Origin of the sequence: Micromonospora sp. NPDC047134 (assembly GCF_040643455.1) — a bacterium.
Classification (GTDB): Bacteria; Actinomycetota; Actinomycetes; order Mycobacteriales; family Micromonosporaceae; genus Micromonospora.
Map to the genome: position 1 here is coordinate 162,864 of NZ_JBEYUI010000006.1, position 23,037 is coordinate 185,900.

16 protein-coding genes and 1 pseudogene are annotated in these 23,037 nt (G+C 70.4%); 9 read left to right on the forward strand and 8 right to left on the reverse strand.

Annotated elements, in window-relative coordinates; genetic code table 11:
* Positions 1 to 21: 21 nt before the first annotated feature.
* Together ABZ795_RS10940 and ABZ795_RS10945 are read right to left on the reverse strand one after the other, a co-directional pair.
* Positions 22 to 1,140, reverse strand: coding sequence for a Gfo/Idh/MocA family oxidoreductase (locus ABZ795_RS10940; RefSeq protein ID WP_357530168.1), 1,119 nt, complete (start codon positions 1,138 to 1,140; stop codon positions 22 to 24).
* On the reverse strand, positions 1,110 to 1,820 hold the full coding sequence (locus tag ABZ795_RS10945) for a ThuA domain-containing protein (RefSeq protein ID WP_357530169.1): 711 nt from the start codon (positions 1,818 to 1,820) through the stop codon (positions 1,110 to 1,112). Before ABZ795_RS10945 ends, ABZ795_RS10940 begins: the two co-directional genes overlap by 31 nt.
* 292 nt (positions 1,821 to 2,112) lie before the next feature.
* Between ABZ795_RS10945 and ABZ795_RS10950 the strand changes: the two genes are divergently transcribed.
* A complete protein-coding gene (locus ABZ795_RS10950) occupies positions 2,113 to 2,940 on the forward strand; it encodes an SAM-dependent methyltransferase (protein ID WP_327026461.1) in 828 nt (275 codons plus the stop codon).
* A gap of 126 nt (positions 2,941 to 3,066) precedes the next feature.
* Here ABZ795_RS10950 and ABZ795_RS10955 read toward each other — a convergent pair whose 3' ends face one another.
* On the reverse strand, positions 3,067 to 5,940 hold the full coding sequence (locus ABZ795_RS10955) for an immunoglobulin-like domain-containing protein (RefSeq protein ID WP_357530170.1): 2,874 nt from the start codon (positions 5,938 to 5,940) through the stop codon (positions 3,067 to 3,069).
* 240 nt (positions 5,941 to 6,180) lie between these two features.
* On the opposite strand from ABZ795_RS10955, the gene ABZ795_RS10960 reads away from it, so the two are divergent.
* The gene (locus tag ABZ795_RS10960; protein WP_357530171.1) at positions 6,181 to 8,772 is read left to right on the forward strand and encodes a CHAT domain-containing protein; all 2,592 of its coding nucleotides are present in this window, start codon (positions 6,181 to 6,183) and stop codon (positions 8,770 to 8,772) included.
* A gap of 63 nt (positions 8,773 to 8,835) precedes the next feature.
* On the opposite strand, the gene ABZ795_RS10965 is transcribed toward ABZ795_RS10960, so the two are convergent.
* The 3 genes from ABZ795_RS10965 to ABZ795_RS10975 form a co-directional block, all read right to left on the reverse strand.
* Positions 8,836 to 11,037 (reverse strand): CATRA conflict system CASPASE/TPR repeat-associated protein, encoded by a 2,202-nt coding sequence (locus ABZ795_RS10965; RefSeq protein ID WP_357530172.1) that lies wholly within the window; start codon positions 11,035 to 11,037, stop codon positions 8,836 to 8,838.
* Positions 11,018 to 11,386, reverse strand: a complete 369-nt coding sequence (locus ABZ795_RS10970; RefSeq protein WP_357530173.1) for a CATRA system-associated protein — start codon at positions 11,384 to 11,386, stop codon at positions 11,018 to 11,020. The genes ABZ795_RS10965 and ABZ795_RS10970 overlap by 20 nt, the downstream gene beginning before the upstream one ends.
* Before the next feature lie 123 nt (positions 11,387 to 11,509).
* Positions 11,510 to 11,686 (reverse strand): hypothetical protein, encoded by a 177-nt coding sequence (locus ABZ795_RS10975; RefSeq protein ID WP_327026466.1) that lies wholly within the window; start codon positions 11,684 to 11,686, stop codon positions 11,510 to 11,512.
* A gap of 156 nt (positions 11,687 to 11,842) precedes the next feature.
* Here ABZ795_RS10975 and ABZ795_RS10980 point away from each other — a divergent pair, with 156 nt between their 5' ends.
* From ABZ795_RS10980 to ABZ795_RS11000, 5 genes and pseudogenes are all read left to right on the forward strand, one after another.
* The gene (locus ABZ795_RS10980) at positions 11,843 to 13,639 is read left to right on the forward strand and encodes a tetratricopeptide repeat-containing protein (RefSeq protein ID WP_357530174.1); all 1,797 of its coding nucleotides are present in this window, start codon (positions 11,843 to 11,845) and stop codon (positions 13,637 to 13,639) included.
* A 99-nt stretch (positions 13,640 to 13,738) separates the two neighbouring features.
* Complete coding sequence (locus tag ABZ795_RS10985) at positions 13,739 to 14,068, forward strand: MazG-like family protein (protein WP_327026468.1); 330 nt, start codon at positions 13,739 to 13,741, stop codon at positions 14,066 to 14,068.
* Between the two features lie 65 nt (positions 14,069 to 14,133).
* Positions 14,134 to 14,347, forward strand: a pseudogene (locus tag ABZ795_RS10990) (VOC family protein); the annotation flags it as partial.
* Between the two features lie 156 nt (positions 14,348 to 14,503).
* Complete coding sequence (locus ABZ795_RS10995; protein WP_357530175.1) at positions 14,504 to 15,016, forward strand: SigE family RNA polymerase sigma factor; 513 nt, start codon at positions 14,504 to 14,506, stop codon at positions 15,014 to 15,016.
* A gap of 62 nt (positions 15,017 to 15,078) precedes the next feature.
* Entirely contained in the window at positions 15,079 to 15,405 is a 327-nt protein-coding gene (locus ABZ795_RS11000) for a hypothetical protein (protein WP_357530176.1), read from the forward strand.
* Between the two features lie 13 nt (positions 15,406 to 15,418).
* Here ABZ795_RS11000 and ABZ795_RS11005 read toward each other — a convergent pair whose 3' ends face one another.
* Together ABZ795_RS11005 and ABZ795_RS11010 are read right to left on the reverse strand one after the other, a co-directional pair.
* Positions 15,419 to 17,137 carry a hypothetical protein gene (locus tag ABZ795_RS11005; RefSeq protein WP_357530177.1) on the reverse strand — a complete coding sequence of 573 codons (1,719 nt, stop codon included), beginning with the start codon at positions 17,135 to 17,137 and terminating at the stop codon, positions 15,419 to 15,421.
* Positions 17,138 to 17,444: 307 nt separating this feature from the next.
* On the reverse strand, positions 17,445 to 18,173 hold the full coding sequence (locus ABZ795_RS11010) for a hypothetical protein (protein ID WP_357530178.1): 729 nt from the start codon (positions 18,171 to 18,173) through the stop codon (positions 17,445 to 17,447).
* Positions 18,174 to 18,347: 174 nt separating this feature from the next.
* Here ABZ795_RS11010 and ABZ795_RS11015 point away from each other — a divergent pair, with 174 nt between their 5' ends.
* The gene (locus ABZ795_RS11015; protein ID WP_357530179.1) at positions 18,348 to 19,805 is read left to right on the forward strand and encodes an SDR family NAD(P)-dependent oxidoreductase; all 1,458 of its coding nucleotides are present in this window, start codon (positions 18,348 to 18,350) and stop codon (positions 19,803 to 19,805) included.
* Between the two features lie 191 nt (positions 19,806 to 19,996).
* Positions 19,997 to 22,939, forward strand: a complete 2,943-nt coding sequence (locus tag ABZ795_RS11020) for an AAA family ATPase (RefSeq protein ID WP_357530180.1) — start codon at positions 19,997 to 19,999, stop codon at positions 22,937 to 22,939.
* Positions 22,940 to 23,037 lie beyond the last annotated feature (98 nt).

The window sequence follows — 23,037 nt, forward strand, 5'->3', positions numbered from 1 at the left end:
ACCGCAGGTGGCCTGCACCGTTCAGCGCCGGACGGTCAGGGCGGACCTCCACTCCTCGGCCGGGGTCAGGGGGACGGGTGCGGGGCGTTCGGCCGTCGTGGTCAGCTCGATCCGTCGGCCCTCTTCGGCCGAGCGGAGCAGGGCGGTCATGATGTCGAGTACGTGCAAAGCCAGTTCACCGCTCGCCCGGGGCGGACGGGTGTCGTCGGCCCGGACCAGGTCGATCAGGCCGACCCCCCGGGCGGCGGCCACGTAGCCGGCCCGCGGTTCCAGGGGACGCCACTCGGGGTCGCTGAGGGCCCGGCGGCGGACCGTGCCGTCGAAGTGGTTCGGATCGGGTACGGCCAGGGTGCCGGCCTCCCCGTGCACCTCGATCGGGGCGGCCGTCGTTCCGACACCGTCGAAGCTGGTCGTCAGGGTGGTCAGGGCACCGTCCGCGTGTTCCAGCACCCCGGTCACATGGGTCGGCACCTCGACCGGGATCCGCTGCCCCTGGCGGGGACCGGAGCCGATGATCCGGACATCCCGCAGCCGACTGGCTGCCCCGATCACCGCCCGGACCGGCCCTAGCAGGTGCACCAGCGCCGAGAGGTAGTACGGCCCCATGTCCAGCAGCGGGCCCCCGCCGGGGGCGTAGTAGAAGTCGGGTTCGGGATGCCAGCGCTCATGCCCGGGGGTGACCATGACGGCCGATGCGGCCAGCGGACGGCCGATCAGCCCACCCTCGATCGCCGCGCGGGCGGTCTGGGTACCGATGCCCAGCACGGTGTCCGGGGCACACCCGACCCTCACCCCGGCCGCAGCCGCCCGGTCGATGATCGACCGGCCCTGCGGAAAGGTGGCCGTCAGGGGCTTCTCGCCGTAGACGTTCCGGCCGGCCTCGATAGCGGCGCCCGAGATCTCGGCGTGCGCCGCCGGGATGGTCAGGTTGAGCACGGTGGTCACCTCGGGGTGGCGCAGCAAGCCCTCGACACTCACCGCCTCGGCACCGGGGATCGCGGCGGCGGCCGCGGCGGCCCGGGCCGGGTCCAGGTCGGCCACCGCGACGATCCGCACGGCGGGATGCCCGACGAGGGTCTCCAGGTACGCGCGGGAGATGAACCCCAGACCTACGATGCCGACGCCGTGCGGGTCGCCCACACCATTCCCCTCTCGATGACGGTACGCACGCTCGCGTGCTCCAGCACGTCGAGGCTGTGTCCCGGGGTGGTCACGACGATCCGCCCGGCGCCCCAGTGTCGGGTCCAGATCGCCGGCGAGGTGACCGGCCGGTGCCACGGCTGCCATTCCCGAATGGGGTGGGTGGTGGTGGCCAGCACCTCGATCAGGTCGTCGTGCAGCACCCAGTACTGCTCGGTGACCAGTTCGAAGTCCTCGATCCCGGCGGTGATCGGATGCTCGGCACCCAGGGGGGTGATGGTGATCGAATGGGGGAGGAAGTTGTCCTGCTCGGTGCCGCAGCGGTCCTGCGGCCGGACCCCGGGGTGGGTGGCGAACTGGCCGCCCACCAGGTGCAGGTACTCCGCGTTGGCCCGGAAGGAGTCGACGATGCCGCCGTGCCAGCCGGTGAAACCCGTACCGGCGGCGACCGCGGCGGACAGCCCGGCCACCTGCTCCGCAGTGATCTGCGACATCGTCATGCACTGCACTATCAGGTCGGTGTCGGCCAGTTCGGCGGCATCGGAATAGATCTCTGTCGACTCCTCCACCCGGACCGTGTATCCATTGCCTTCCAGGAAGGGAATGAACAGCTCCGTAGCCTCGACCGGCCGGTGTCCCTCCCACCCACCTCGGACCACCAGGGCTCTGCGCCGCGCCACTGACCCTCCTTTCCGGTTCGTCGCTGGGGGGTCACTGCTCCCACCCGGCCGACGCCCGCATCATCCAGCGACAACCGTACCCGTCTTGCGGTCTCCACAGTGGCGCAGCCGAGGCACCCTGCGGGACCGGACGGATACCCGGTTTGTCGTGGAGTCGACTCAGGTGGACGCCCCAGTCCGACATACGACGGTAAGGAAGCCGAATTCGCTTCGGGGTATGGCTACACTCTGTCCGGCCCTCGGCTCAAGCCGATCGGCCGCCCGCGATCCGGTAGGGACGAGGAGACGAACTGTGACCGGTCCAGAAGCGGCTCCGCCGGGGGTCGACATGAACGCTCCGAGCATCGCCCGGGTCTACGACTTCTTCCTCGGCGGCAAGGACAACTTCGCCGTGGACCGCGCGGTCGCCGAACACGCGGTCCGGATAACCCCGGACGGCCCGCAGGCCGCGCAGGCCAACCGCGCCTTCCTGCGGCGGGTGGTGCGCTTCCTCACCGCCGAGCAGGGGGTCAACCAGTTCCTGGATCTCGGCTCGGGCCTGCCCACCCAGGGCAATGTGCACCAGGTGGCGATGCAGCACGACCCCCAGGCACGGGTGGTCTATGTCGACAACGACCCGATCGTGCTGGCCCACGGGCGGGCCCTGCTGGCCGGCGACGGCGCCACCACGGTCGTCCAGGCCGACATCCGGTCGCCGGAGGCCATCCTGCAACACCCGCAGGTGCGGCAGGTGCTGGACTTCGACCGCCCGATCGGGTTGCTGCTCTTCGCGATCCTGCATCACCTCAGTGACGACGAGGACCCCAAGGGGGTGGCGGCGAAGCTGATCGAGGCCCTGCCCTCCGGCAGCTACGTGGCGATCTCCCACTTCCGTGATCCCGGTGAGCGGCACCCGGAGGCCTCCCGTAAGGCCCACGAGGTGGAACGGGTCTTCAACGAGTCCCTCGGCACCGGCCGGTGGCGTACCGATGAGGAGATCCTCTCCTTCGTCGAAGGCCTGGAGGTGCTGGAGCCGGGGCTGGTGCCGCTGCCCGAGTGGCGGCCGGAGCCGGACGAGACCACCGCGGACCAGAGCGACACCTACCACACCTTCATCGCGCTGGTCGCCCGCAAGCCGTGACGCCGACCCGGCGGCGGCCGATCTCCCTACGGGTGGATCGGCCGCCGCCGGCGCGTCAGGTCGACCTGGCCGGGCACCGGTCAGAGCGGGCGCCAAGCCCGCCCGCTCCGACTCCCTGGCGCAGGACTACCGCTTGCGTACGGTCAACTTCTGGTGGTTGCCGGCGTGCCCCTGGTAGGTCGGGTTGCCGGAGTAGGCGACATGCACCTGGTACTGGCCGGGTTGCAGATCGGCGGTCGGCAGGTCGACGACCACCTTGCCCTCCACCAGCGACACGACCTGCACGGCTCCCCCGAAGGTGACCGTGACCTCCCCGGTCGGGGTGGCGGCCTGCTTCTTCGGCCCGCCGGCCGGCTCGACGGTCACCTTCAGCTCGAAGGTGCCGCCACGGGCGACCGACGCCGGGGCGGCCTTCGCCTTGACCTTGACGGCCTTGGATCCGGCGGGCACCTGAACTGAGGCCGTACCTTCCGAGGCCTTCAGGTAGTCGTGGCCGAGGTACTCGGCCTTGACCGTCCGGGTGCCCGCGGGCAGGCCGGTCGGCAGGGTGACCGTGGCCGCGCCGTCGTCCAGGTAGGCGACCGTCGACCAGGAGCCCAGGCTGAACCGCACCTGACCGCCGGTCTGGAACCCGTCAGCCGCGGTGACCGTGGCGGTGGCCGTGGTGGTCTGGGCCCCGCTGGCGTACGCCTCGACGGTCACCTCCGTGGTGGTCGTGACATCGCTGTTCGGGATCCCCCGGATGTCGTTCCACTCCCGCAGGGTCAGCGGGATCACCGTGCCGTGCCGGGGACGGACGACCCCGGCGTTGGTCATCGTGATCGCCTTGGGGTTCCAGGTAGGTGCCTCGATGTCCTCGTGGCAGGCGGCCTGGTAGCCACCTCCGTTGGTGTACCGGTCACCCCACAGGTAGAACTGGCCGGGGCAGGCGGTGTCGCCCGGGTTGGCCTTGAAGATGATCGGCCCCTCGTAGCCCTGGTTGGCGACCCAGGTGGTACGCCCCAGAGCCGGGGCGAGCAGGGTCCAGTTGTCGATGTCGCTGTCCAGGAAGTCGGTGTGCTTTTCGGAGAAGATGTCCGAGCCCTGGTTGCCGGCCTCGTTCTTGGTCACCCGGTAGTAGTGGTCGCCGACCTTGATGGCGGTCGTGTCGATCCGGGACAGGGGGGCCGGGTCCTGCCAGACCTGGGGAGGGGAGAAGGTCTGGAAGTCACGGGTGGTGGCGTACCACATCTGGGCGTTGCCCTGACCGGTCCGGTTAACCGGGTCGTCCCACAGGGACTGGGCCCAGAACACGACGTAGGCGCCGATCTCCTCCACCCACAGGGATTCGGGGGCGAAGGCGTTGCCGGCGTCGTCCGGGGCGACCTTCACATGCCGCTGCGGGGTCCAGTTGACCAGGTCGTGCGACTCGAACACCTCGATGTACTGGGTGTCGTTGATGTTGTACCCGCCCTGGTCGTACCAGTTCAGGTCGGTGGCGATCATGTAGAAGGTGTCGCCGTCGGGTGAGCGGACGATGTGCGGGTCACGAAGGCCCTGGTCTCCCAACTGGGAGATCAGGGACGGGCGGCCTCCGGTCAGACCGGTCCAGTCCAGGGCGGTGTTGCCGTTGGAGGTGGCGAACATGATCTGCTCGCCGTCGGCGATGCCCTCACCCTTGAAGTACCCCAGGAAGTACCGCTCGTACTCCTCGGCGCGGGGCATGGCGGTGATGGTCACCGGGAAGGACTTCGTCTTCGAGGTCCCGCCCTTGGTGATGGTCGCGGTCAGGGTGGCCTCGACATCGGCACGGCCGAAGGCCGGGCGGGTCACCTCACCGGTCGGGGTGACCAGGTCGGTGGTCGACTTCCAGGTGATGGTGGAGCCGAACTCACCACCGGCCGGAAGGTGCAGGTTTCCGCGTACGTCGTCGGTGGCGTACAGGGTCAGGTCGAAGGTGTCCCGGTCGACCGCCTGGGCGTCATCGAACTCCGCCTTGACCACCACGGGGATCTCCCGGGTGACCACCTCATCGGCGCCCTTGCGCAGGGTGGCCGTGAGGGTGGCGGTCGCGTCGGGCTGGCCCTGGGCGGGTCGGGTGATCCGGCCGGTCACCGCAACCTTGCGGGCACTGGGCACGGCCGGCGGGGTGTAGACCTCCACGACGGAGGGGTCCGAACTGGTCCAGGTGATGGCCGAGCCCGCCACCGAACCCACCTTGGGCAGCACGATGTCCCGTACGATCGCGCTGGTCAGGCCGAGGTCGATGGCCTCGGCGTCCGCGCGGACCCCGATGGCGACGGTCCGTTGCGCCAGGGCCCGGGTCTCCTCGACGCTGACGGCCCGGTCGTAGATCCGAAAGTCCCGGAGGGTGCCGCGGAAGGAGTAGTGGCCCGAGTTCTGCGAGCGGGCTAGGAAGTTGCAGGTGGTGCCGGCGGCGTTCACCGAGGGCGGGGTGCTCAGGTTGGGCGCCGTGGCGTGCAGCACCCCGTCGAGGTACAGCCGGCCGGTCCAGCTCGTGCCGTTCGGGTTCAGCGACTGGGTGTAGGTGACGTGGGTCCACGCCCCCTCGGTCATCCGGACCCGGTTCTGTTGCAGGTTCGTGGAACCGACGGCCACCCGGAACCGCTGGGTGTTCGAGGCGAAGATGGCCCCCTGGCCCCCGGTGTCGGCGTCACAGGAGCCGGACTTGGCGCCGAAGCTCCACATCTGGTGCTCGCCGACGTTCGCCGGGTCGATCCACACGTCATAGTCGACCGTCAGGTTGGTCATGCCGGCGGTGAGATTGTCCGGCAGCTTCACGTAGGCACCTTCGAGAGCGCCTTCGTACGACTCGGGGTTGAACCTGACCCCGTCGCCGGTCAGTGTCGCCTTCTGCGGATTGACCAGGGTGGCGTTCGCCGCCGAGCCCGCGCTACCGGAGTTGACCAGTGTCGTTCCGCTGGTCTCGTCGAGGGCGAAGCGGTGCACCAGGCCCTCGTTGAGCTGATCGTCGGCGGCGTGGGATGGCGTCGGTGCCAACGACGCCGCGGCAAGCGCACCCAGTGCGATGATGGCGATGGCTCTACCCTTTCCTGACCTTCGCTGACCCGATCTCAATGGCCCTCCCAGGTGGTGGTGGACTCTCTGGAGTGGACGAGCGTTGTTAACGCTAACTTTGACGTACTGACAGGTCAACAACACCGTCAGTGACCGACCGAGGTGCCATCAGCCGGTCCGGACGTCCAGCGGGTAGGTCGATGCCCCGCCGTGCCGCCGAGGGTGACACCGCCAACGACTTCGGAGGAGGCCGCCGTCGACGAGGAGGCGCTCGCCGCGTGGCGCAAGGCCGCGGCGCATGTCGACCGGCATGAACTCGGTGCGGCGCAACGGCTGCTACGCCCATGGGTGGACCGCGACGATCTCAGCCCGTACGCCCGGGCCCGAATCCTGCTGGACTGGAACTGGCTGTTGGCCGCCCGCGGCCGGCGGGCGGAAGCCGCCGCCGGCTACCAGACGGTGATCGAGCTGGCTGCCGCGGAGGACCTGGGGGAGCTGCGGTCCGAGGCGTTGCTGGAGGCGGGCATCCTGGCCCGCAACGACGGGCGGCTCCCCGACGCCGAAGAACTGCTGGTGCGGGCCGGTGAGGTAGCGGCCCAGCAGGAGGACTGGCTGCGGGCCGGACAGGTCCTGGCCCAGCGCGCCGCCGTCGCCCACCAGGGCTACCAGTTCCTGCCCGCCCGGGAACGGCTGGCCGAACTCGCCGAGGTGCTCCAGCGGTGTCCACCCTCGGGCCGCACCGACCAGCTCCGGGCCGACCTCTGTCATCGGGTGGCCGTGTCGGCCCGCATCGCCCGGGACTTCGACCTGGCTCGGGAGTCGCTGGTCGAGGCCCGGGACCGGTACGCCGCCCTGGGCCGCCGGGTCGGGGCGGCAAACGCCGAACGCGAGCTGGGCGCGGTACTGGACCAGGTGGGTGACACCACGGGCGCCCGCCAGGCGTACGAGCGGGCGTTCGTCCAGTACCTGCGGGCCGGCCGGCCCCTGGGCGCGGCGCACGCCGCTCGTCGGCTGGGGCAGATGCGGCTGCTCGACGTGCCGGAGGACCCCGACGCGGCCGGCTACGCCCGCCGCCGGTTCGAGCAGGCGCTCCGGCTCGGCGACGGGGAGCCGGGCAACCGCCTGGGCTGCGAGTTCTTCCTGGCCCGGCTGGACCGGTTGACCGGCGACCTCGACGCGGCCGAGGCCCGGCTGGCGGCGCTGCCCTACGACGACTTCCCTAATCCCCGGGACCTGTCTCAGGTCGCCCTGGAGTGGGCCATGGTGTCCCTCGACCGTGGTGACCGGGCATCGGCCATCGACCTGCTCAACCAGGCGGTGCTGCCGCTGGATGCCGACCGGGACCCGAGTGCGGCCTCGATCGCGCACTACCACCTCGCGTACCAGCTCATCCTCGACGACCAGGTGGAGGCTGCCCGGGACCACTCGGTCATCGCGTTCACCCTCGCCGAGAAGGCCGGCCGTCGGCTGGCCGCCCCGGACGACCGGGAGAGCTTCTACCAGGATCAGCGGCAGACCTACATCCTGGCCATGCACTGCGCCGCCCGTGCCGGCGACGGCCCGACGGCCTTCGCGGTGGCGACTGCGGCCCGCGCCGAGGCGGTGTCCGCCTTCGTGCAGACCGGCGCCCGTTTCAGCGAGGACCTGCGGGAACTCGTCGACGCCATCGTGCTGGCCGGGGACTCCCCCGAGCTGCCCGAGCTGTACCGGCGGCTGGATCGGGCAGCCACCGCGGAGCTTCGGCGGGCGGTCACCCCACAACCGGCCGGCCTGGCGGAGACCGTGGCCGCGCTGCCGCCCGGCGGACACGCCCTCATCCTCGACGTGCTGGAGGACGAGACCACCATCTGCAGCCGGATCTGGCTGCCACCCGACGGCACCCCCCAGGTGGACGAGGTACGCCTCAGCGACGAGCTGCGGGCCTGGCTGGACCGCTACCACGCGGCCGAGCCCGGCACGGCCGCCGTCGCCCAGGAGGCCGAGCTGGCCGCGCTGGGAGAGGCGATCGTCCCGCCCGGACTGGCGCAGGTGCTGGCCGCGGGCGGGCAACCACCGCTGGTCGTGTCGACCGGTGGGCTCCTGGGCCCGGTGCCGGTGGCCGCGGTCCGGGTGGGCTCGCGCTACCTGGCGGAACTGGCCCGCATCGTCGTGGTTCCGGCCATCACCCTGTGGACCTCCCTGCGGGCCCGGCCCAACCGGACCGGCGTGGGTTTCCGCGCCTACCTGGACCCGGATCTGCCCGGCACCCAGCGGGAGGAGAAGCTGCTGAAGGAGGCCTTCCCGCAGGCGAAACTCCTGTGCCGCAGAGACGTACGTCCGACCCTGGCCGAGGCGGACGGCCTGGGCGGCCTGCTGCTCAGTGTGCACGGAACCGCCACCAGCGGCCTCGGTCAGGCGCTGATGCTGGCACCGGATGACCAACTGACGGCGGCGGAGTTGCTCACCTGTCGACTGCCGGAGGCGGTGCTGATGCCGGCCTGCTGGGCCGCCCGGCTCGATCTGCGTGGGGCCCAGGAACCCTTCGGCCTGCCCATCGCGGCGCTGCTGGCCGGTGCCCGCTGGGTGCTGGCCGGCACGGTGGAGGTCTCCGGAACGAGGACGGCCACCCTGCTGGGCGCGGTCTACCGGCGGCTGGCGGCCGGACTGGCCCCGGTGGACGCCCTGCGTGGGGCGCAACTGGACTACCTTCGCCGCTACCCCAACGCACCGGTGGCGCTGTGGGCGGGCCTGACCATCGTCGGTGACGGCTTCACCCCGGCGACCTTAGAGGCGGCGGAGCCGCTCGATGCGGGGCCCGGATGCTCGGGCTCCTAGGATGCGCGTGCTCGCTCACCGTGCTCAGTCCTCGACTCCCAATGGGGCGGCTGTGCCCGGGGGTCAAAAGTCCTGGAACCGCTCCGGGTTCAGCCAATCCGTGCCCTCGGTCTGGACGGCGTAGCCGAGACGTCGCAGCAGTTGGGCCACCTGGTGATGGCCCCGGCTGCTGGTGCCGTCCAGGTGAACGGAGTACCGGCCGTGGAGTTCCGCCGGTAGGTCCGCCTGGCCGAGCCGCACCAGGATCGTGCGGTCGGGCTGCAACGCGAGGGCCATGCCGGCGAGCACGTCCGGCGACCCGCCCGGACCGGGGGTGAACAGCACCAGGGCGGCGGTGTCGTCAGCGAAGGCCTGCCGGAGCACGGTGCTGCGTTCGGGGGCTAGGCTGCCGGTCCGCTCGACCAGATCGCCCCACTCCAGCGGACGCAAGCCGAGAGCGCCGAGAAACTCGAAGACCTTGCCGGCGGTTTCGGTGTCGCCGTGGATGACCAGCAGGTCCCGTTTCGGCTCCTCCCCCGGTGTCTGCGGTAGTTCCGGGGGAGTCCGCCGCGCCGGGGGTGGCACCGAGCCGCCGAGCCACAACCAGGCCGGTTTGTCGTACGACTTGACCCGTACCCGTTGTGGGATGAAGTGAGCGGCGTTCAGGCCGGGATGACCCTCACCGACGACATCGGCGTGCAGACGGTCCGAGATCAGGGCCAACAGGTCCGCGTCGGGATGGTCCGTGACGGCCTGACGCAGGACCTCGCTGTCGAGCAGCCGACCGGTCTCGATGATGGTGGCGCCGATGAACCCGACGGCCCCGGTCGAGAAGGGCCCGACGGCCGCCGACAGCCGCAGCCGGATCCGATCCTCCGGATGCGCGGCGTTGTCGGCCGCCACCCGCCCGTGCCAGCCGTAGAGCAGCTTCGGCAAGGCCAGATGGGGCTGGACGTACGCGGGAAGCACGACCATCATCCCGTCACCGGCGTCCTGATGATCCGTGTCGTGCAGGTCCAGATCGAGGTCCTTCAGGACCCGCTCCACGATCCCGGCCAACCGCCGCTGCACCTCGTCCTGTCGTGGCCAGCTGCGGCCGGAGTACGAGACCACGTCGACCCCGAAACTCATCCGCTGTTGCACCGTGGCCGGCGGCGTGGGCCGTGCGGTCGCGGGCGGTGCTGTCGCGGGTGGTTCGGGTGCGGGTGGTTCGACGACGGCCGAGCGGACGGGTGCCGACCTGGTCACGGGTGGCAGCAGTTGCCGGGTCCGCTGCGCCCGTACCCGGATCTGCTCCAGGAAGTAGATGTCGTCGGCCAGCCACTGCGCCAACGCCGGCGCCAGGGCCCGATCAGTGGGCAGTGGCTCCGGCAGGGCCGTGGTCATGTTCGCGCGGGCGATGTCGACACTGCGCTGCATGCTGTTCAGGGCCTGCAGGGCGCCGATCACCGCGGCCTCGTCGGCGGCCAGTCCGTCCGCCTCGTCGCCGAGGGAGCCGCCGCCGGCCAGCAGTTCGGTGATCCGGTCCAGCCGGGCGGCGGTGCGGTCCCGGAGCCGGGTCAGTTGGCTGCCGTCCCCCCGGACCCGGGCCGCGTACCGCAGCTTGGCGGCATGCATCAGATAGCGGCCCAGCGGCGGCAGGAGCACGTCCCCGGAGCTCCAGGTGAACCGGCTGAGCCGGTCGTCCTCGTCGGGCCGGCCGAGCACGACCAGCCGTCGCAGCGGGTGGCCGCCGCCCGGGGTCACCTCCCAGAGGGTGAAGTGGTCGAGGGTCGTCTCCCTGGTCCACCACCGCTCACCGTCGTCGTCCTGCTCCGGCACCGCCGCCCGGACCTCGGCCTGCGCCGGGTCGGCCGACTTGGCCTGGTAGATGGTGGCGCCGCCGAGCAGGGCGCTGAGACCGCCTGCGGTCAGCGCGGACCACCACCGGCTGTACTCGATCCACCCGGGCGCGACGGCGGCGCCGAGCCGATTCCGCCGCACCGGTGGGGCCAACGGGGTGGTTATCACCAGCGAGATGTTCAGCACGTCGTGCTCCCGGCGCGCGATCACCTGGAAGTCGACGGCCGGGTCCTGAAGCCCGGCCAGGGCCCCCTCCGGCAGGTCCGCGTCGGCCGGCAGGTGCGCGGGCAGCGAGGTGCCCTCGATCGTACGAGTCATGCCCAGTTCGGTGCGGCACGCTTGCCACAGCAACGCCACCTGGTGCCGCGCCAGCTCGGCGTCCGGCCCGGTGAGTGGCGCGAACAGGTGCGCGACGAACTCCTGCTCAACGATCGGGTCGGTCACCACGGCCGGCTTCCGTTCGCGACCCGTCCTGCTGCTTGCCGCTCTGGCGGTCCTGTTCCGCCGTCAGCCTGTGCACGAGGGTGTTGCGGCGTTCGAGCAGCGGCTCCGGGATGCCTTTCGTCTCGGTCTGTCCGATCCGATTCGCCCGTACCGGCCCGCTCAGCTCCAGCTCGATCAGGGCCTCCCGGGCCTGGTCGACCTCACCGGTGTCCAGGGTCGCGCTCAGCCGACTGAGCAGGGATCCGATGTGTTCCCACCGCTCAGGTATCAGCTCCCACAGGACGATGTCCTGCAACACGTGCAGCGCGTCGTCGACGGTTTCGGCGTCCCAACGCTCGCGGGGTCCCATGGCCATTCACCATAGCCACTTCGCGTGCTGCGCGAGTGACCCGATCCGCTGACATCTTCGCGTCTCATGATCGGAATCTGGCAGCACCCGGCATGGGATACATGCCGGGTTGCGAGGGATGCCTTATCGCTGCTTTCCACCACGCGGCTTCCTACCACGGGTACCGCGCCAGGTCGCGAACAGCGAGGTTCCAACAGCAGTGACCGCGGCGAGCGCGGCCGGCCCGGCAGCGAGATAGATGGCGCCGCAGGCGAGCAGGATGACGACAAGTGCGAACAGTTCAATCAGCTTGGTGTTCATACGAGTACTACAGCCGGTTTCCCAGCCGTTTCCTGCATCCGGCGAACGGTCCCGGCGGGACTCGAAATCGGCTCACGTACTCATCGTTCGGCGTCTTTCGCCTACCTTCGACCTCGTACAATGGGGACGCTGTCGAAGAATCTCGGAGGGCTGCCGATGGCACGGGACGAGCCCGCCGAAGAGTCGAGCGGTCAGACATACGAAGGGGAGCTTGCCCGCTTCGCCGCCGACCTCACGGCGCTGCGCATCGAGCAGGGCAAGCCGTCGCTGCGGGAGATTGCCCGCCACGCCCCCGCCGGTCGGGCCCTGTCGGAATCGGGCGTGAGCGAGGCGCTGAGCGGTCGGCGGTTGCCCAGCATCGATTTTCTGATAGCGCTGGTCAAGACGCTGCTGACGCTGGGCAATCCCCAACGCCGGCCCCCGGCCGACGACGATCCGCGTCTCGAGCACTGGCGGCAGCGCTGGACCGCGCTCCAGCGGCTCCAGGTGAACGAGCGGCGCCACCGTCTGACGACCAGCGCGACGGCGGTCGAGGAGCGCCCTCCCGTACGACGGGGCACCACGGCGGGGGCACCCGGGAAGCCCTTGCGCTGCTTCGTGGCGATGCCTGGTGAGACCATGGGTGCTTCGACGGCGTGGAGCGATGTCACCGAGATCCGCGAACAACTGCTGGAGCCGGTTGCCCGGCTCATCGGTGAACAGACCGGCCGCGAGGTCACCCTCGTCATCGAGAAGGAGAAGACGACCTCCGGGGTCATCCATCGGTCGATGTTCGGCGAGGCACGCGATGCGGAGATCTACATCGCCGACCTGACCGGCGCGAATCCCAATGTGTATCTGGAGCTGGGGGTCCGCTGGGCGACCCGCGACAACGTGACGATCGTCATCTGCCAGGATCTTGCCGAGGTCCGGTTCAATCCCCTCATCGTGCGGATCATCGAGTACGGCAGGAATCGCATCGCCGAATCCGTACGCCGGATCACTCAGGCCGCCCTCGACGGCCTTGAGCACACGGAGTTCGTCGACAGTCCCGTGCGCGACATGGCGCCTGCGGTCGTGATGTCACTCGAGGACCTGAACGCGATGCGGCAGGAGCATGCCGACATGGCCGCCGCGCTGGAACATCTGCGCCGGCAGTTGGGGGAAGATCTCGTTCTCGCGGCCCGCAACGCCTCCGATTCCCGGCGTAGGGTGCTGCTGCTGGAGAAGGCTGTCGAACAGAATCCGGCGAGCTGGCAGGCCCATTTCGAGCTGGGCTTGATCTTCCGCCGGGAAGGGAAGAACGCGGAGGCGGTCCAGACCCTGCGGATCGCCACCGAACTGCGTCCGGACCATGCCCCGGCCTGGCGCGAGCTGGGCACCGCTCTCGGCAAGATGTCCGGCTCGATGATCGAGGCGACAGCGGCGTTCGAGCGGGCGCTGGCCCTCGACGACAGCGATGCCGAGACCTGGGCCACCCAGGGCGGCCTGCTCCGCCGTCTGGCGCGGACCACCACACCGGGCGCCCTGGACGAATCCCTGCTCGACCGGGCTCTCACCTGTTACCGGCGCGCCGCTGAGCTGGCACCGAATCAGCTGTACCCCCTCATGAATGCGGCTCGTATCGAGCTGCTGCTGGCCGGATGCCGACGGACGAACACCGCGCCCGTGCGTGCCAAGATCGAAAATATCGAGTACCTGGCTCGCTTCGCTGTGAACAGCAGTGGCCAGGAGCCATGGGCAGCGTTCGACCTCGCAGACATCCTGCTGCTGACCGGCCGTACGGAGGAAGGGCTGAAGATGCTGCGCGTCGCGGCCGACCTCTGTCCCCCGGAGCAGCGCACCGCCATCCTCATAACGGCAGCCGAGCCGATGAACGACCTGTTGACGGTCGCTGCCGCCCTTGAGCCCGGGGTCTCGGCCGCCCTCCGAGAGGCGATCGAACTCTGCAAGACCCTTGCGTTCCGGCACTGAGTCACCCCGCTGCCAGCGCGGTGGCGACAACCCGGCCGCCACCGGCACGGGTGCGACGGACCGACCCGGCCGCCGGCCTCGATTTCGAAAGAAGACCTGATGACTGACGTGTTCGACCTCGCCGCCCTGGTGACCGCCCGGCTGGACGCCGTCAACGGCCGCAGCCGCGAGGAGATCGGCCTGCGCATTCTCAAGGTCACGGAAGAGGCCGGCGAGGTCGCCTCGGCGTGGATCGGCACCATCGGCCAGAACCCCCGCAAAGGCATCACCCACACCACCGACGAGGTGGCCGCCGAACTGGCCGACGTGGTGCTCACCGCCCTGGTCGCCATCACCAGCCTCGGCCACGACCCACGCCAGATCGTCACCACCTGCATCGACAAGGCCACCGCTCGCCTCGACACCTACCGGACGCAGCCGCCCGAGTGAGTACCCGCCGCGCTACCGCCGGGCGACGCGTACCGGGCGACCCGGAAGCGTCCGTGCAGCTTTCGGGCGGACCGGCACTGTTCTTCGCGGCGGTCCCGGAGCCAGAGCCGAAGGTGGGCAGGAATCGGCTGCACATCTGCCTTGAGCCCTCGGTGCGAGGATGAGGTCGGACGCATCCTCGCGCTCGGCGCGACCGGGGTGCACGACCGCCGCAAGCCCGACGGCCGCGGCTGGGCCGTGCTGGCCGACCCGGACGGCAACGAGTTCCGTGTGCTGCGCAGGCGCCGCGGAGCGTGCCGCCGGCCAGAACGACCAGCAGGCAGCTCCAGATCCTGCCTGAGCTCGCCACCCAGGATTCACGGCATCAGCGGGATAGCGGGCGGGGTCCCGCGCGTCTGTGGTGGGGAATGAGGCGTACCGGACGGAGCACAGCTGTTGGACGACGAGGCGAGAGCCAGGTTCGGCGAGTTCGCGCAGAACCGGACCACCGCCCTGATCAGGGCGGCCTACCTGCTGACCGGCGACCAGCATGCCGCCGAGGATCTGGTGCAGTCGGCGTTGGCCAAGACGTACGCAAAATGGCCGACGATCCGGCACGAGGATCCCGAGGGGTACGTGCGCGCGGTGATGTACCGCGAGCGGGTCAGCTGGTGGCGACGCCGGGGACGGCTACGGGAGACGCTGGTCGGCTCGCCGGTCGAGCGGGAACAACCGGACGACAGCGGTCATGCCGACCTGCGGTTGACCATGCGGGCAGCCCTGCTGCGTCTTCCCGTGGCGCAGCGCGCGGTGCTGGTCCTGCGGTACTACGAGGACCTGCCCGAGCAACAGGTGGCCGAGGTGCTCGGCTGCTCGGTCGGGACGGTCCGCAGCCGGACCCACCGGGCGGTCGGTCGGCTGCGTGAGGTACTGCCCGGTACCGAACTCATGCTGGAGCTGAAGCGATGAACACCCCGTTCGACGACCTCATCCGATCCACCCTTACCGATCTTGCCGAGGAGGCAGTCCCGATGAATCTGACAGACTCCGCCGTCGCTCGGGCGCGTAGGCGTCGTACCCTCACCGTCTCGGTGGGGGTGGCGGGCGCCGTCGCCGCCCTCATGGTCGGCACGCCGCTGGCCTTGGCGGTGACCCGGGACGGCCCGCCGCCGTCCGCGCCCGCCGACCGGTCGCCGGCGGACCTCCCCAGCCCAGTCCCGATCAGCCCGGACCCGTCCCCACCGGTCGACCTCCCCAGCCCTGTCCCGTCCCCGCCGCCGGACCTGGCCAGCCCGGTCCCGATCAGCCCTTTCCCCTTCCCGCCAACGAATCCGCCGGGTCCCGGCATGGGATCCTGACTCCGTCTGGCAGCTACGCGGATGGGGTCCAGGTCTGATAGGGCCAGGAGCCATTGGTGACGGCCCGGTGCACCATGCCCGGTGCCTGGGCGGTGACCTCGCGGACGAGCCTTGCGGCAAGCCCGAGCATCTCTTCCGGGCGCTGCGGCATGGCCATCAGCAGCGGCCCCACGATGGCCAGGTGTTCGACGGCGATCTGCCAGTTCTGCCGCTCGACTGCCAGACGGGCGGTGAGCAGCAGCGTGTTCGCGTACTCCCAGACCGCGTGCTGGTCGCCTGACCTGGCCAGTTCACGGCGGATGGCGCAGGCGCGTTCGGCCAAGGGTGTCGCGCTCGCGGGCTCTCGGCGTTCGAGGAGCGCGGCGGCGAGGTTGTGCAGGGCCACGCCGAGCAGGCGGCGCAGCCGTGGGTTGTCCGCGTCCGCGCAGCGGTCGACGGCCTCGGACCACAGCATGACGGCGTCCTGAGGGCGCCCGGCGGCATCCGCGACCGTGGCGGCGTCGATCATGTGGGTGATCGCGTCGATCAGGGTGTCCTGCGCCGGCAGGCTCTCGTGTCGTCGGACGGCGACGACTACGGACAGCCAGGCGAGGTCCCAGGCGTCGTCGCTGTGACCGATCTGGTGTCGGAGCATCGCGCGCTGGTAGAGGGCTGCGGCCCAGAGACGTCGGGCGTCACTGCGGGTCGGCTCCGATGTCGTCCCGTCGTACAGGCTCAACTCGTCGGCGAGTTCGGCCAGGACGTGGTCGGCTTCGGCTGGTCGTTCCTCATAGGACAGCGAGATTCCGTGGTCGAGTCTGGCGGCGTAGTCGGTGATCGCCGACGGGTCGGCGGGCGGATGGTTGCCGGTTGCGGGGTGGGTCACCCGCGACTCCGCTGCCAGCCGGGCCGCGAATCCGCCGGCGATGATGTCGGTAGGTGGGGGTTGGGCCAGCAGATCCAGGTAGGAGCCGCGCAGCCGCCATGCGCCGGGGCCGGGGATCACCAGCATTTCCGGTACGGCTTGGGGCAGCTGCGCCAGCGACGCCTCAATCTGCGTGAGTCGCTTCTGCGCTCCCGAGCCCTGAAACATCTGCACCAGGGAGTACTGCTCGGTCAGTGCCACCCGCATCAGGTCCGGCCGCCCCAGGGTGTCGGCTACCCGCGCGAAGATTTCGAGGGCGTCCATCAGGTCGATCAGGGCGGCCGCGTCCCCGGTGTCGCGGGCCAGGCCACGCTGGAGGTCGACCAGCTCGGCAGCCAACGGTCCCAGGACGCCGGGGTCCGCCTCACCTCGCATGGTGACCAGCCCGGTCAGTGCCGCAGTCCGGGCACGGCGCGCGTCGAGGCTGTCGGTGGGCCGGGGGTCGACCAGCCGCCATACTCCTTCGATGATGTCGCGCCCGCGATCGGCCAGCCCGGTGGCGGCCAGGATCTGACCCGCCTGCACGGTACGGATCACGGAGTCGGCATGGTGCTCCGGATCGGCGAGCAGATCACCGGCGAGGGCTAGGAGTTCCTCGGCCTGCTCCCGAAGTTCGGCGACGTCACCGCCGTCGGCGAGCCGTTCCAGCGAGAGGTTGAGAGTCGCGCGGCCGAGGGCGTGCAGCAGACGCCCCGGATCGCCGAGACGACGGGCTGCGGCAACAGCCCGCTCGACGGCCGTCCGGGTGTCCGGGCCGAGACCGACTCGCGCGGTCATCTCGTCGGCGGCGGTGAGCAGACGATCGACCTCGGCGGGGGTACTCATCACGGTCGGAATCTGCACTCGTGCGCCAGTGAGGTAGCACCTAGTGGGGGCATGTCGCACTTCTACCAGGAGCATGCGACAAGATGAACAAGACCGATGCGGTCTCGCGGATGCCATGAAGTTCCGCGAATACGTCGCCATAGCCATATTCGGCGCGAAGGCAGACTGATCCGGTCCTTGCAGGGCACCGGGAGTGGAGCGCGGCGGTGGCATGATGCCCGTCATGGACTGGGGACCTGCCAAGCGGCGACGACTCAGAGGCCTCACCCTGGTTTCGCTGTCCATAGCGATCATGCTCTATGCGGTCGGGCTACTGCTGAAGGCGTTTGCCAGCGGCGATGATGACGAGGTGGCACGCCTGGCCGGGTACGCCAACATAGTCGCGCTCGTACTGGCTCCGCCTGATGGGAGAGGGCCGGGAGTTCGTGTGGTGGAAACTCCACTCGGCGGTGTCGGTGCTTGAACCAGGGTGCCTGTTGGCCATTTCAGGAGGACTGTTCGGAGGCTGGATCGGCTCGATGGTGACGCTGCCGCCTGATGCGGGGTGGCGCAGGATCATCGTGGTGGCTGCGTTCGCCTTCGTCGGTCTGGCCGGAGCCGGTGGTGTCAGCGCCGTGCTGTTGGCGGCTCTGTACCGCTGGCTCAGCGCTCCGGCGCCCGTCGAACGGTTCATGGCGCTCACCTCGAATCGGGCGAACCCGACCGGCCAGTCGTAGCGTAGCGAGTCCGGGGAGACGTGCGCGCCGCAGCAGGTCACCGAGACCTTCGTGCCGGCGAGCCCTGCACCGTGCTCCTCGATCAGGTCGTGGAACCATTCCACGTCGAGGTCGCCGTCGCAGTTCGAGCAGGAGATCCGGGTGGTGTTCCCACCGGCGTCGATCAGGGTCACCTGGTCGTAGAACTCGTGCTCGACTGCCTCGACGTCGTCCTCGGGGCCGGAGAAGAGCCGAGCCACGTACGCTGTCGCTGCCGCGGCGCACTCGGGCGTGGGCTGCCACTGCCGGTCGGTCGGGATCAAACGGATGTACCCGTCGCTCACGGTCCCCAGCATCCCCGACCCGCGTCACGCTTGATCAATCATTGCTCCGGCGGTCCGCTGGGCTGCTGAGCCGACGCGGCATGCGTCAAAGGCGAAGTGTTGCGTACAGTTCCTGGTCGGACTTGGGGTGGGCCGGGGTGGATCCGGCGCAGGAACGGATGAGACAGCGGCAGCATGACAGCAGACATCACTACCGAAAACGGTCACAGCGGCATCGACCGCAGTCAGCTGGAGACCTGTCTCAGCGTCTTTGCGGCCTTGGAGGAGCTGCCTCCGGATCATCCCGATGTGGTGCGGGTGCAACGTGCCACCGCGAAGCTCTACAAAATGATCAAGCAGCGGCGCCGTACGGAACGGCGGGACGCCATCCTTGCGGCCGACCAGGCGGTGACGGCCGCCACTGCCACCGGCGCTCCGGGGCGGATCGACGACGAGACGCAGGGCATCCCGCTGGCCTCCCCCACCACCGGCACCACGGCCGGTGTCCTGCACAACCCGCGTGGTTGCTACATCTGCAAGCAGCGCTACCGCGAGGTGGATGCCTTCTACCACCAGCTCTGCCCGTCCTGCGCCGCGTTCAACCGGGAGCGCCGTAACGCGCGTACCGACCTGACCGGCCGGCGGGCGCTGCTCACCGGCGGCCGGGCGAAGATCGGCATGTACATCGCGCTGCGGCTGTTGCGTGACGGCGCGCACACCACGGTGACCACCCGGTTTCCGCACGACGCGGTCCGCCGATTCGCCGCGATGCCCGACAGCGCGGACTGGCTGCACCGCCTCCGGGTCGTCGGGATCGACCTGCGCGACCCGGCGCAGGTGATCGCCCTCGCCGACTCGGTCAGTGACCAGGGGCCACTCGACATTCTGATCAACAACGCGGCGCAGACCGTCCGCCGCTCTCCCGAGGCGTACGCGCAACTGGTCGCCGCGGAGGCCGCCGCCCTGCCGGAGGGCCCGCTGCCGGAGATGATCTCGTTCGCCAAGCCGGTCGGTCAGCGCGGGTCGGCGGGCGGTCTGACCGCCGGACCGCAGGCGATGCTCACCCCGCACGCGCTGACCGCCCTCGCACTGACCAGCGGCTCCGCGTCACCGGAGCGGATCGCGGCGGCCACCGCCATCGACGCCGGCGGCCTGGTGCCGGACCTCGCCCCGGTCAACAGTTGGGTGCAGCGGGTGCACGAGGTGGACCCGGTGGAACTGCTCGAAGTGCAGCTGTGCAACGTGACCGCGCCATTCGTGCTGGTCAGCCGGCTGCGACCGGCGATGGCCGCCGCGACGGCCCGCCGCAAGTACGTGGTGAACGTGTCGGCGATGGAGGGTCAGTTCGCCCGCGGCTACAAGGGGCCGGGACACCCGCACACCAACATGGCCAAGGCCGCGCTGAACATGCTGACCCGCACCAGCGCCCAGGAGATGCTGACCGACGGCATCCTGATGACCAGTGTCGACACCGGCTGGATCACCGACGAGCGGCCCCATCCGACGAAGATGCGGCTCGCGGATGCCGGCTTCCACGCCCCGCTGGATCTGGTCGACGGCGCGGCCCGGGTCTACGACCCGATCGTCCGGGGCGAACAGGGCGAAGACCTGTACGGCTGCTTCCTCAAGGACTACGCACCCAGCCCCTGGTGATCAGCCCACCCACCCGCCGTGTCTTCCAGGTGGCCGCAGCCGGCGCTCCGGACTCTTTAACGCGCAACAATTTTGAATAGCTGCTTGTTACATTTTTACATCAGTGGCCGTTGATGGATGGTCCGAACTCATCGGCTAGCATATGCCCGTGATGGTCGCCCCTTTTCCCATTTCGGACGCGTGTCGCCGTCATGTTCCCAGTTGAGCTGCCCAGCGTCTGGGCCGGCCGGGAGAAGGAACTGGCGGCACTGCACACGGCCGTCGAGGCCACCCGTCAGGGCCGGGGGTCGGTGCTCTGGGTGGAGGGTGAGGCCGGCATCGGCAAGTCCACCCTGGTGGCCACCGGGCTCACCAGCGGCGGGCTGCGGCCCAACGAACTGCTGTGGGGCACCGCAGACCAGTTGTCCCACCGCTTTCCGCTGCGGGTGATGCTGGACTGCCTCCAGGTGCGACCGCGCTCGCCGGACCCCCGCCGGGCGCGGATCGCCGAATTCCTCCAGGACCACCGACCGGGGCTGTTCGCCGCGGACGACATCGCCTACACCGCCACAGAGATGCTCGTGTCACTGGTCGACGAGCTCTCCACCGACACTCCCACCGTGCTGGTCCTCGACGATCTGCAATGGGCGGACGAGGCGTCGCTGATGCTGTGGCACCGGCTCGCCCTGGCCGCCGAGGAACTTCCACTCCTACTGGTCAGCGCTACCCGTCCGGTGCCGGCCCGTCAGGACGTGCAGACCTTGCGGGCGGCGACGCTACGCCGGGGCGGCACCCTGCTTCCGGTCGGCGCGCTCGACGCGGACGACGTCCGTACGCTGGTCACCGGAATGCTCGGGGTGCCGCCGGGACCCGCGCTCGACCGCCTGCTCGGGCGGGCCATGGGTAATCCGCTGTACCTGCGTGAACTGCTCGACGCCCTGGCCCGGGAGCAGCCGGTCGGCGCCGCGCTGGCCGACGGCGAACTCTCCGACGACGCCTTCAAACGGGTTCCGGCCTCCTTCACGGCCGCGCTGAGCGACCGGCTCAGTGTGGTCTCGGTGCCGACCGCCCAGATGCTGCGCACGGCGTCACTGCTCGGCGGTGAGTTCGCGGTCACCGACCTTGCGGCGCTGCTGCGCCGTACGGCCAGCGACCTGGCAGAGGGCTTGCAGGACGCGGTCGCCGCCGGCATCGTCGTCGGGGTCGGCGACCAGCTCGCCTTCCGGCATCCGTTGATCCGTCAGGCCCTGTACGACAGTGTGCCGGCCGCGCTGCGGGCGGCGCTGCACTGCGAGGCGGCGAAGGCCCTGGTGTCCGCAGGCGCCGAACCGCTGCGGGTGGCCCAACAACTACTGGCGGCCGGCCGGCCGGGAGACGAGTGGACCCGTACCTGGCTGGTCGAGGCGGCGCCGGCACTGGCCGCGAGGGCTCCAGACATCGCGCTGGAACTCCTGCAGCGGGAACTGGAGGCGAGCCAACTCGACCGGACCGACCGGGTCGCGCTGACTGTCGAACTCGCCCGGGTACTGCTCGGCGTCGGGCGCTATCCGGAGGCCGCCGACCGGGCCCGGCAGGCGCTCGCCCTGGCGACCCAGCCGGAACACCAGGTCGAGATGTCCTCGATACTGGCCCGCACACTGTTCCACCAGGGCCGCAACGAGGAGGCCGTGGACGTGCTCCGAAGCGCGCTCGGCCGCCCGGACGTGCCGGCGGTGTGGCGGGCCCGCCTGCTGGCCTCACTGTCGATGTTCGAGCGGGCCAGCACCGGCGAGTTGGACACCGCCGACGGCACCGCGCGTCAGGCGCTGCGGGTGGGAGAGGAGGCCGGGGACGCGTTCGCCATCGCCTACGCGTTGACCGACCTGTGGCTGACGCACTCGATCCGGCGTGACCACGACGCCGCCCTCGGCTACGTCGACCGGGCGCTGATGGTGCTGGGCGACGCACCGGAACACACCGACCTGCGCACCTTCGCCTTCGACGGTCGGATCTTCAGCCTGCAGAACCTCGACCGGTGGCCGGAGGCCGAGGTGACGCTGCGCCGCGCCCGCGACCTCGGTCAGCGGGCCGCCGGATCCGGTCAGGGCGTCTCGCCGCTCACTGCGGCCGTGTTGCTGTACTGGCTCGGTCGGTGGGACGACGCCCTGGCCGAACTCGACACCGTCGACGGCGACACCACCGGCCTCACCTACTCCGGGCTCCGTGAGCGAGGACCGGCGTTGCTCTGGCACGGTGTCGCCGCGTTCATCGCCGGGCGCCGTGGCGACAACGGCACCGCGGCCGAGCACCTCCGGGCGGGTCTCGCGCTGCCCGTCCGGACCGTCGCCGACCGGGAGAACCGTGACTTCCTGCTCGCTGCCCGCGCGCTCGCGGCCGAGCAGGAGGGGGAGCCGGCGCGGGCGCTGTCGCTGCTGTCGGCACTCCTGGAACGCGCACCCGGCGAAATGACCCTGCTCCACCAGTGGATGCCCGAGCTGGTGCGACTCGGGATGGCGGTGGACGACCGGGCGGCGGCGCGGGCGGCGTTGCAGGCCTGCCAGGCGGAGGCGGCGGCGGAGTCCCCGTCGGGTCGGGCCGCCGCGGCGGTGCGCCGGTGTCAGGGCCTGCTCGACGAGGATCCGGCGCCGCTGCGTGAGGCGGTCGCGTACTACCGATCGGTCGGGTCACCGGTGGAGTTGACCGGGACGCTGGAGGACCTGGCCGCGGTGCTCGCCGGGGGCGGCCAGCAGGCGGAGGCGAGGACGCTGCTGGGTGAGGCGGTCGATCGGTACGACGCCCTCGGTGCGCTCTGGGACATCCGTCGGGCCGAGGGACGACTACGGCGGGCCGGCGTCCGTCGGGGTGTCCGTGGCCCCCGACCGGCCCGCGCCCAGCGCGGCTGGGAGGCGCTCACCCCGACCGAGACCCGGGTGGCCGTCCTGGTCGCCGAAGGAAGGTCCACGCCAGACATCGCCCGAAAGCTGTATCTCTCCCGGCGTACCGTGCAGACCCACATCTCGCATGTGCTGAGCAAGCTCGGCGTACGGAGTCGGGTGGAGATCGCCCGTGAGGCGTTGCACCGGAGGCCGCCTCCGGTCCTGGAGCCGGACGACCGGACACCACCGGCCGCTCGGGGGCCACGACGCACGGCTCCGCCGGGGACATCCGTCATCTGACGTGGAGTCGGTGCGCCGGACCTGCGGTCCCGGCCGGTCTCCTCAGGCCAGGGCGCACTGCCGGGGGTCGGGATCCGGCTACCGCCGGGGCCGTAGCG

What these genes read in the sequence shown, in the direction of transcription:
- ABZ795_RS10975 (WP_327026466.1), bottom strand. Translation starts at nt 11,686, where the DNA reads ATGAACACCAAGCTGATTGAACTGTTCGCACTTGTCGTCATCCTGCTC.
- ABZ795_RS11020 (WP_357530180.1), top strand. Translation starts at nt 19,997, where the DNA reads ATGTTCCCAGTTGAGCTGCCCAGCGTCTGGGCCGGCCGGGAGAAGGAA.
- ABZ795_RS10985 (WP_327026468.1), top strand. Translation starts at nt 13,739, where the DNA reads ATGACTGACGTGTTCGACCTCGCCGCCCTGGTGACCGCCCGGCTGGAC.
- ABZ795_RS10970 (WP_357530173.1), bottom strand. Translation starts at nt 11,386, where the DNA reads ATGGGACCCCGCGAGCGTTGGGACGCCGAAACCGTCGACGACGCGCTG.
- ABZ795_RS11015 (WP_357530179.1), top strand. Translation starts at nt 18,348, where the DNA reads ATGACAGCAGACATCACTACCGAAAACGGTCACAGCGGCATCGACCGC.
- ABZ795_RS11000 (WP_357530176.1), top strand. Translation starts at nt 15,079, where the DNA reads ATGAATCTGACAGACTCCGCCGTCGCTCGGGCGCGTAGGCGTCGTACC.
- ABZ795_RS10980 (WP_357530174.1), top strand. Translation starts at nt 11,843, where the DNA reads ATGGCACGGGACGAGCCCGCCGAAGAGTCGAGCGGTCAGACATACGAA.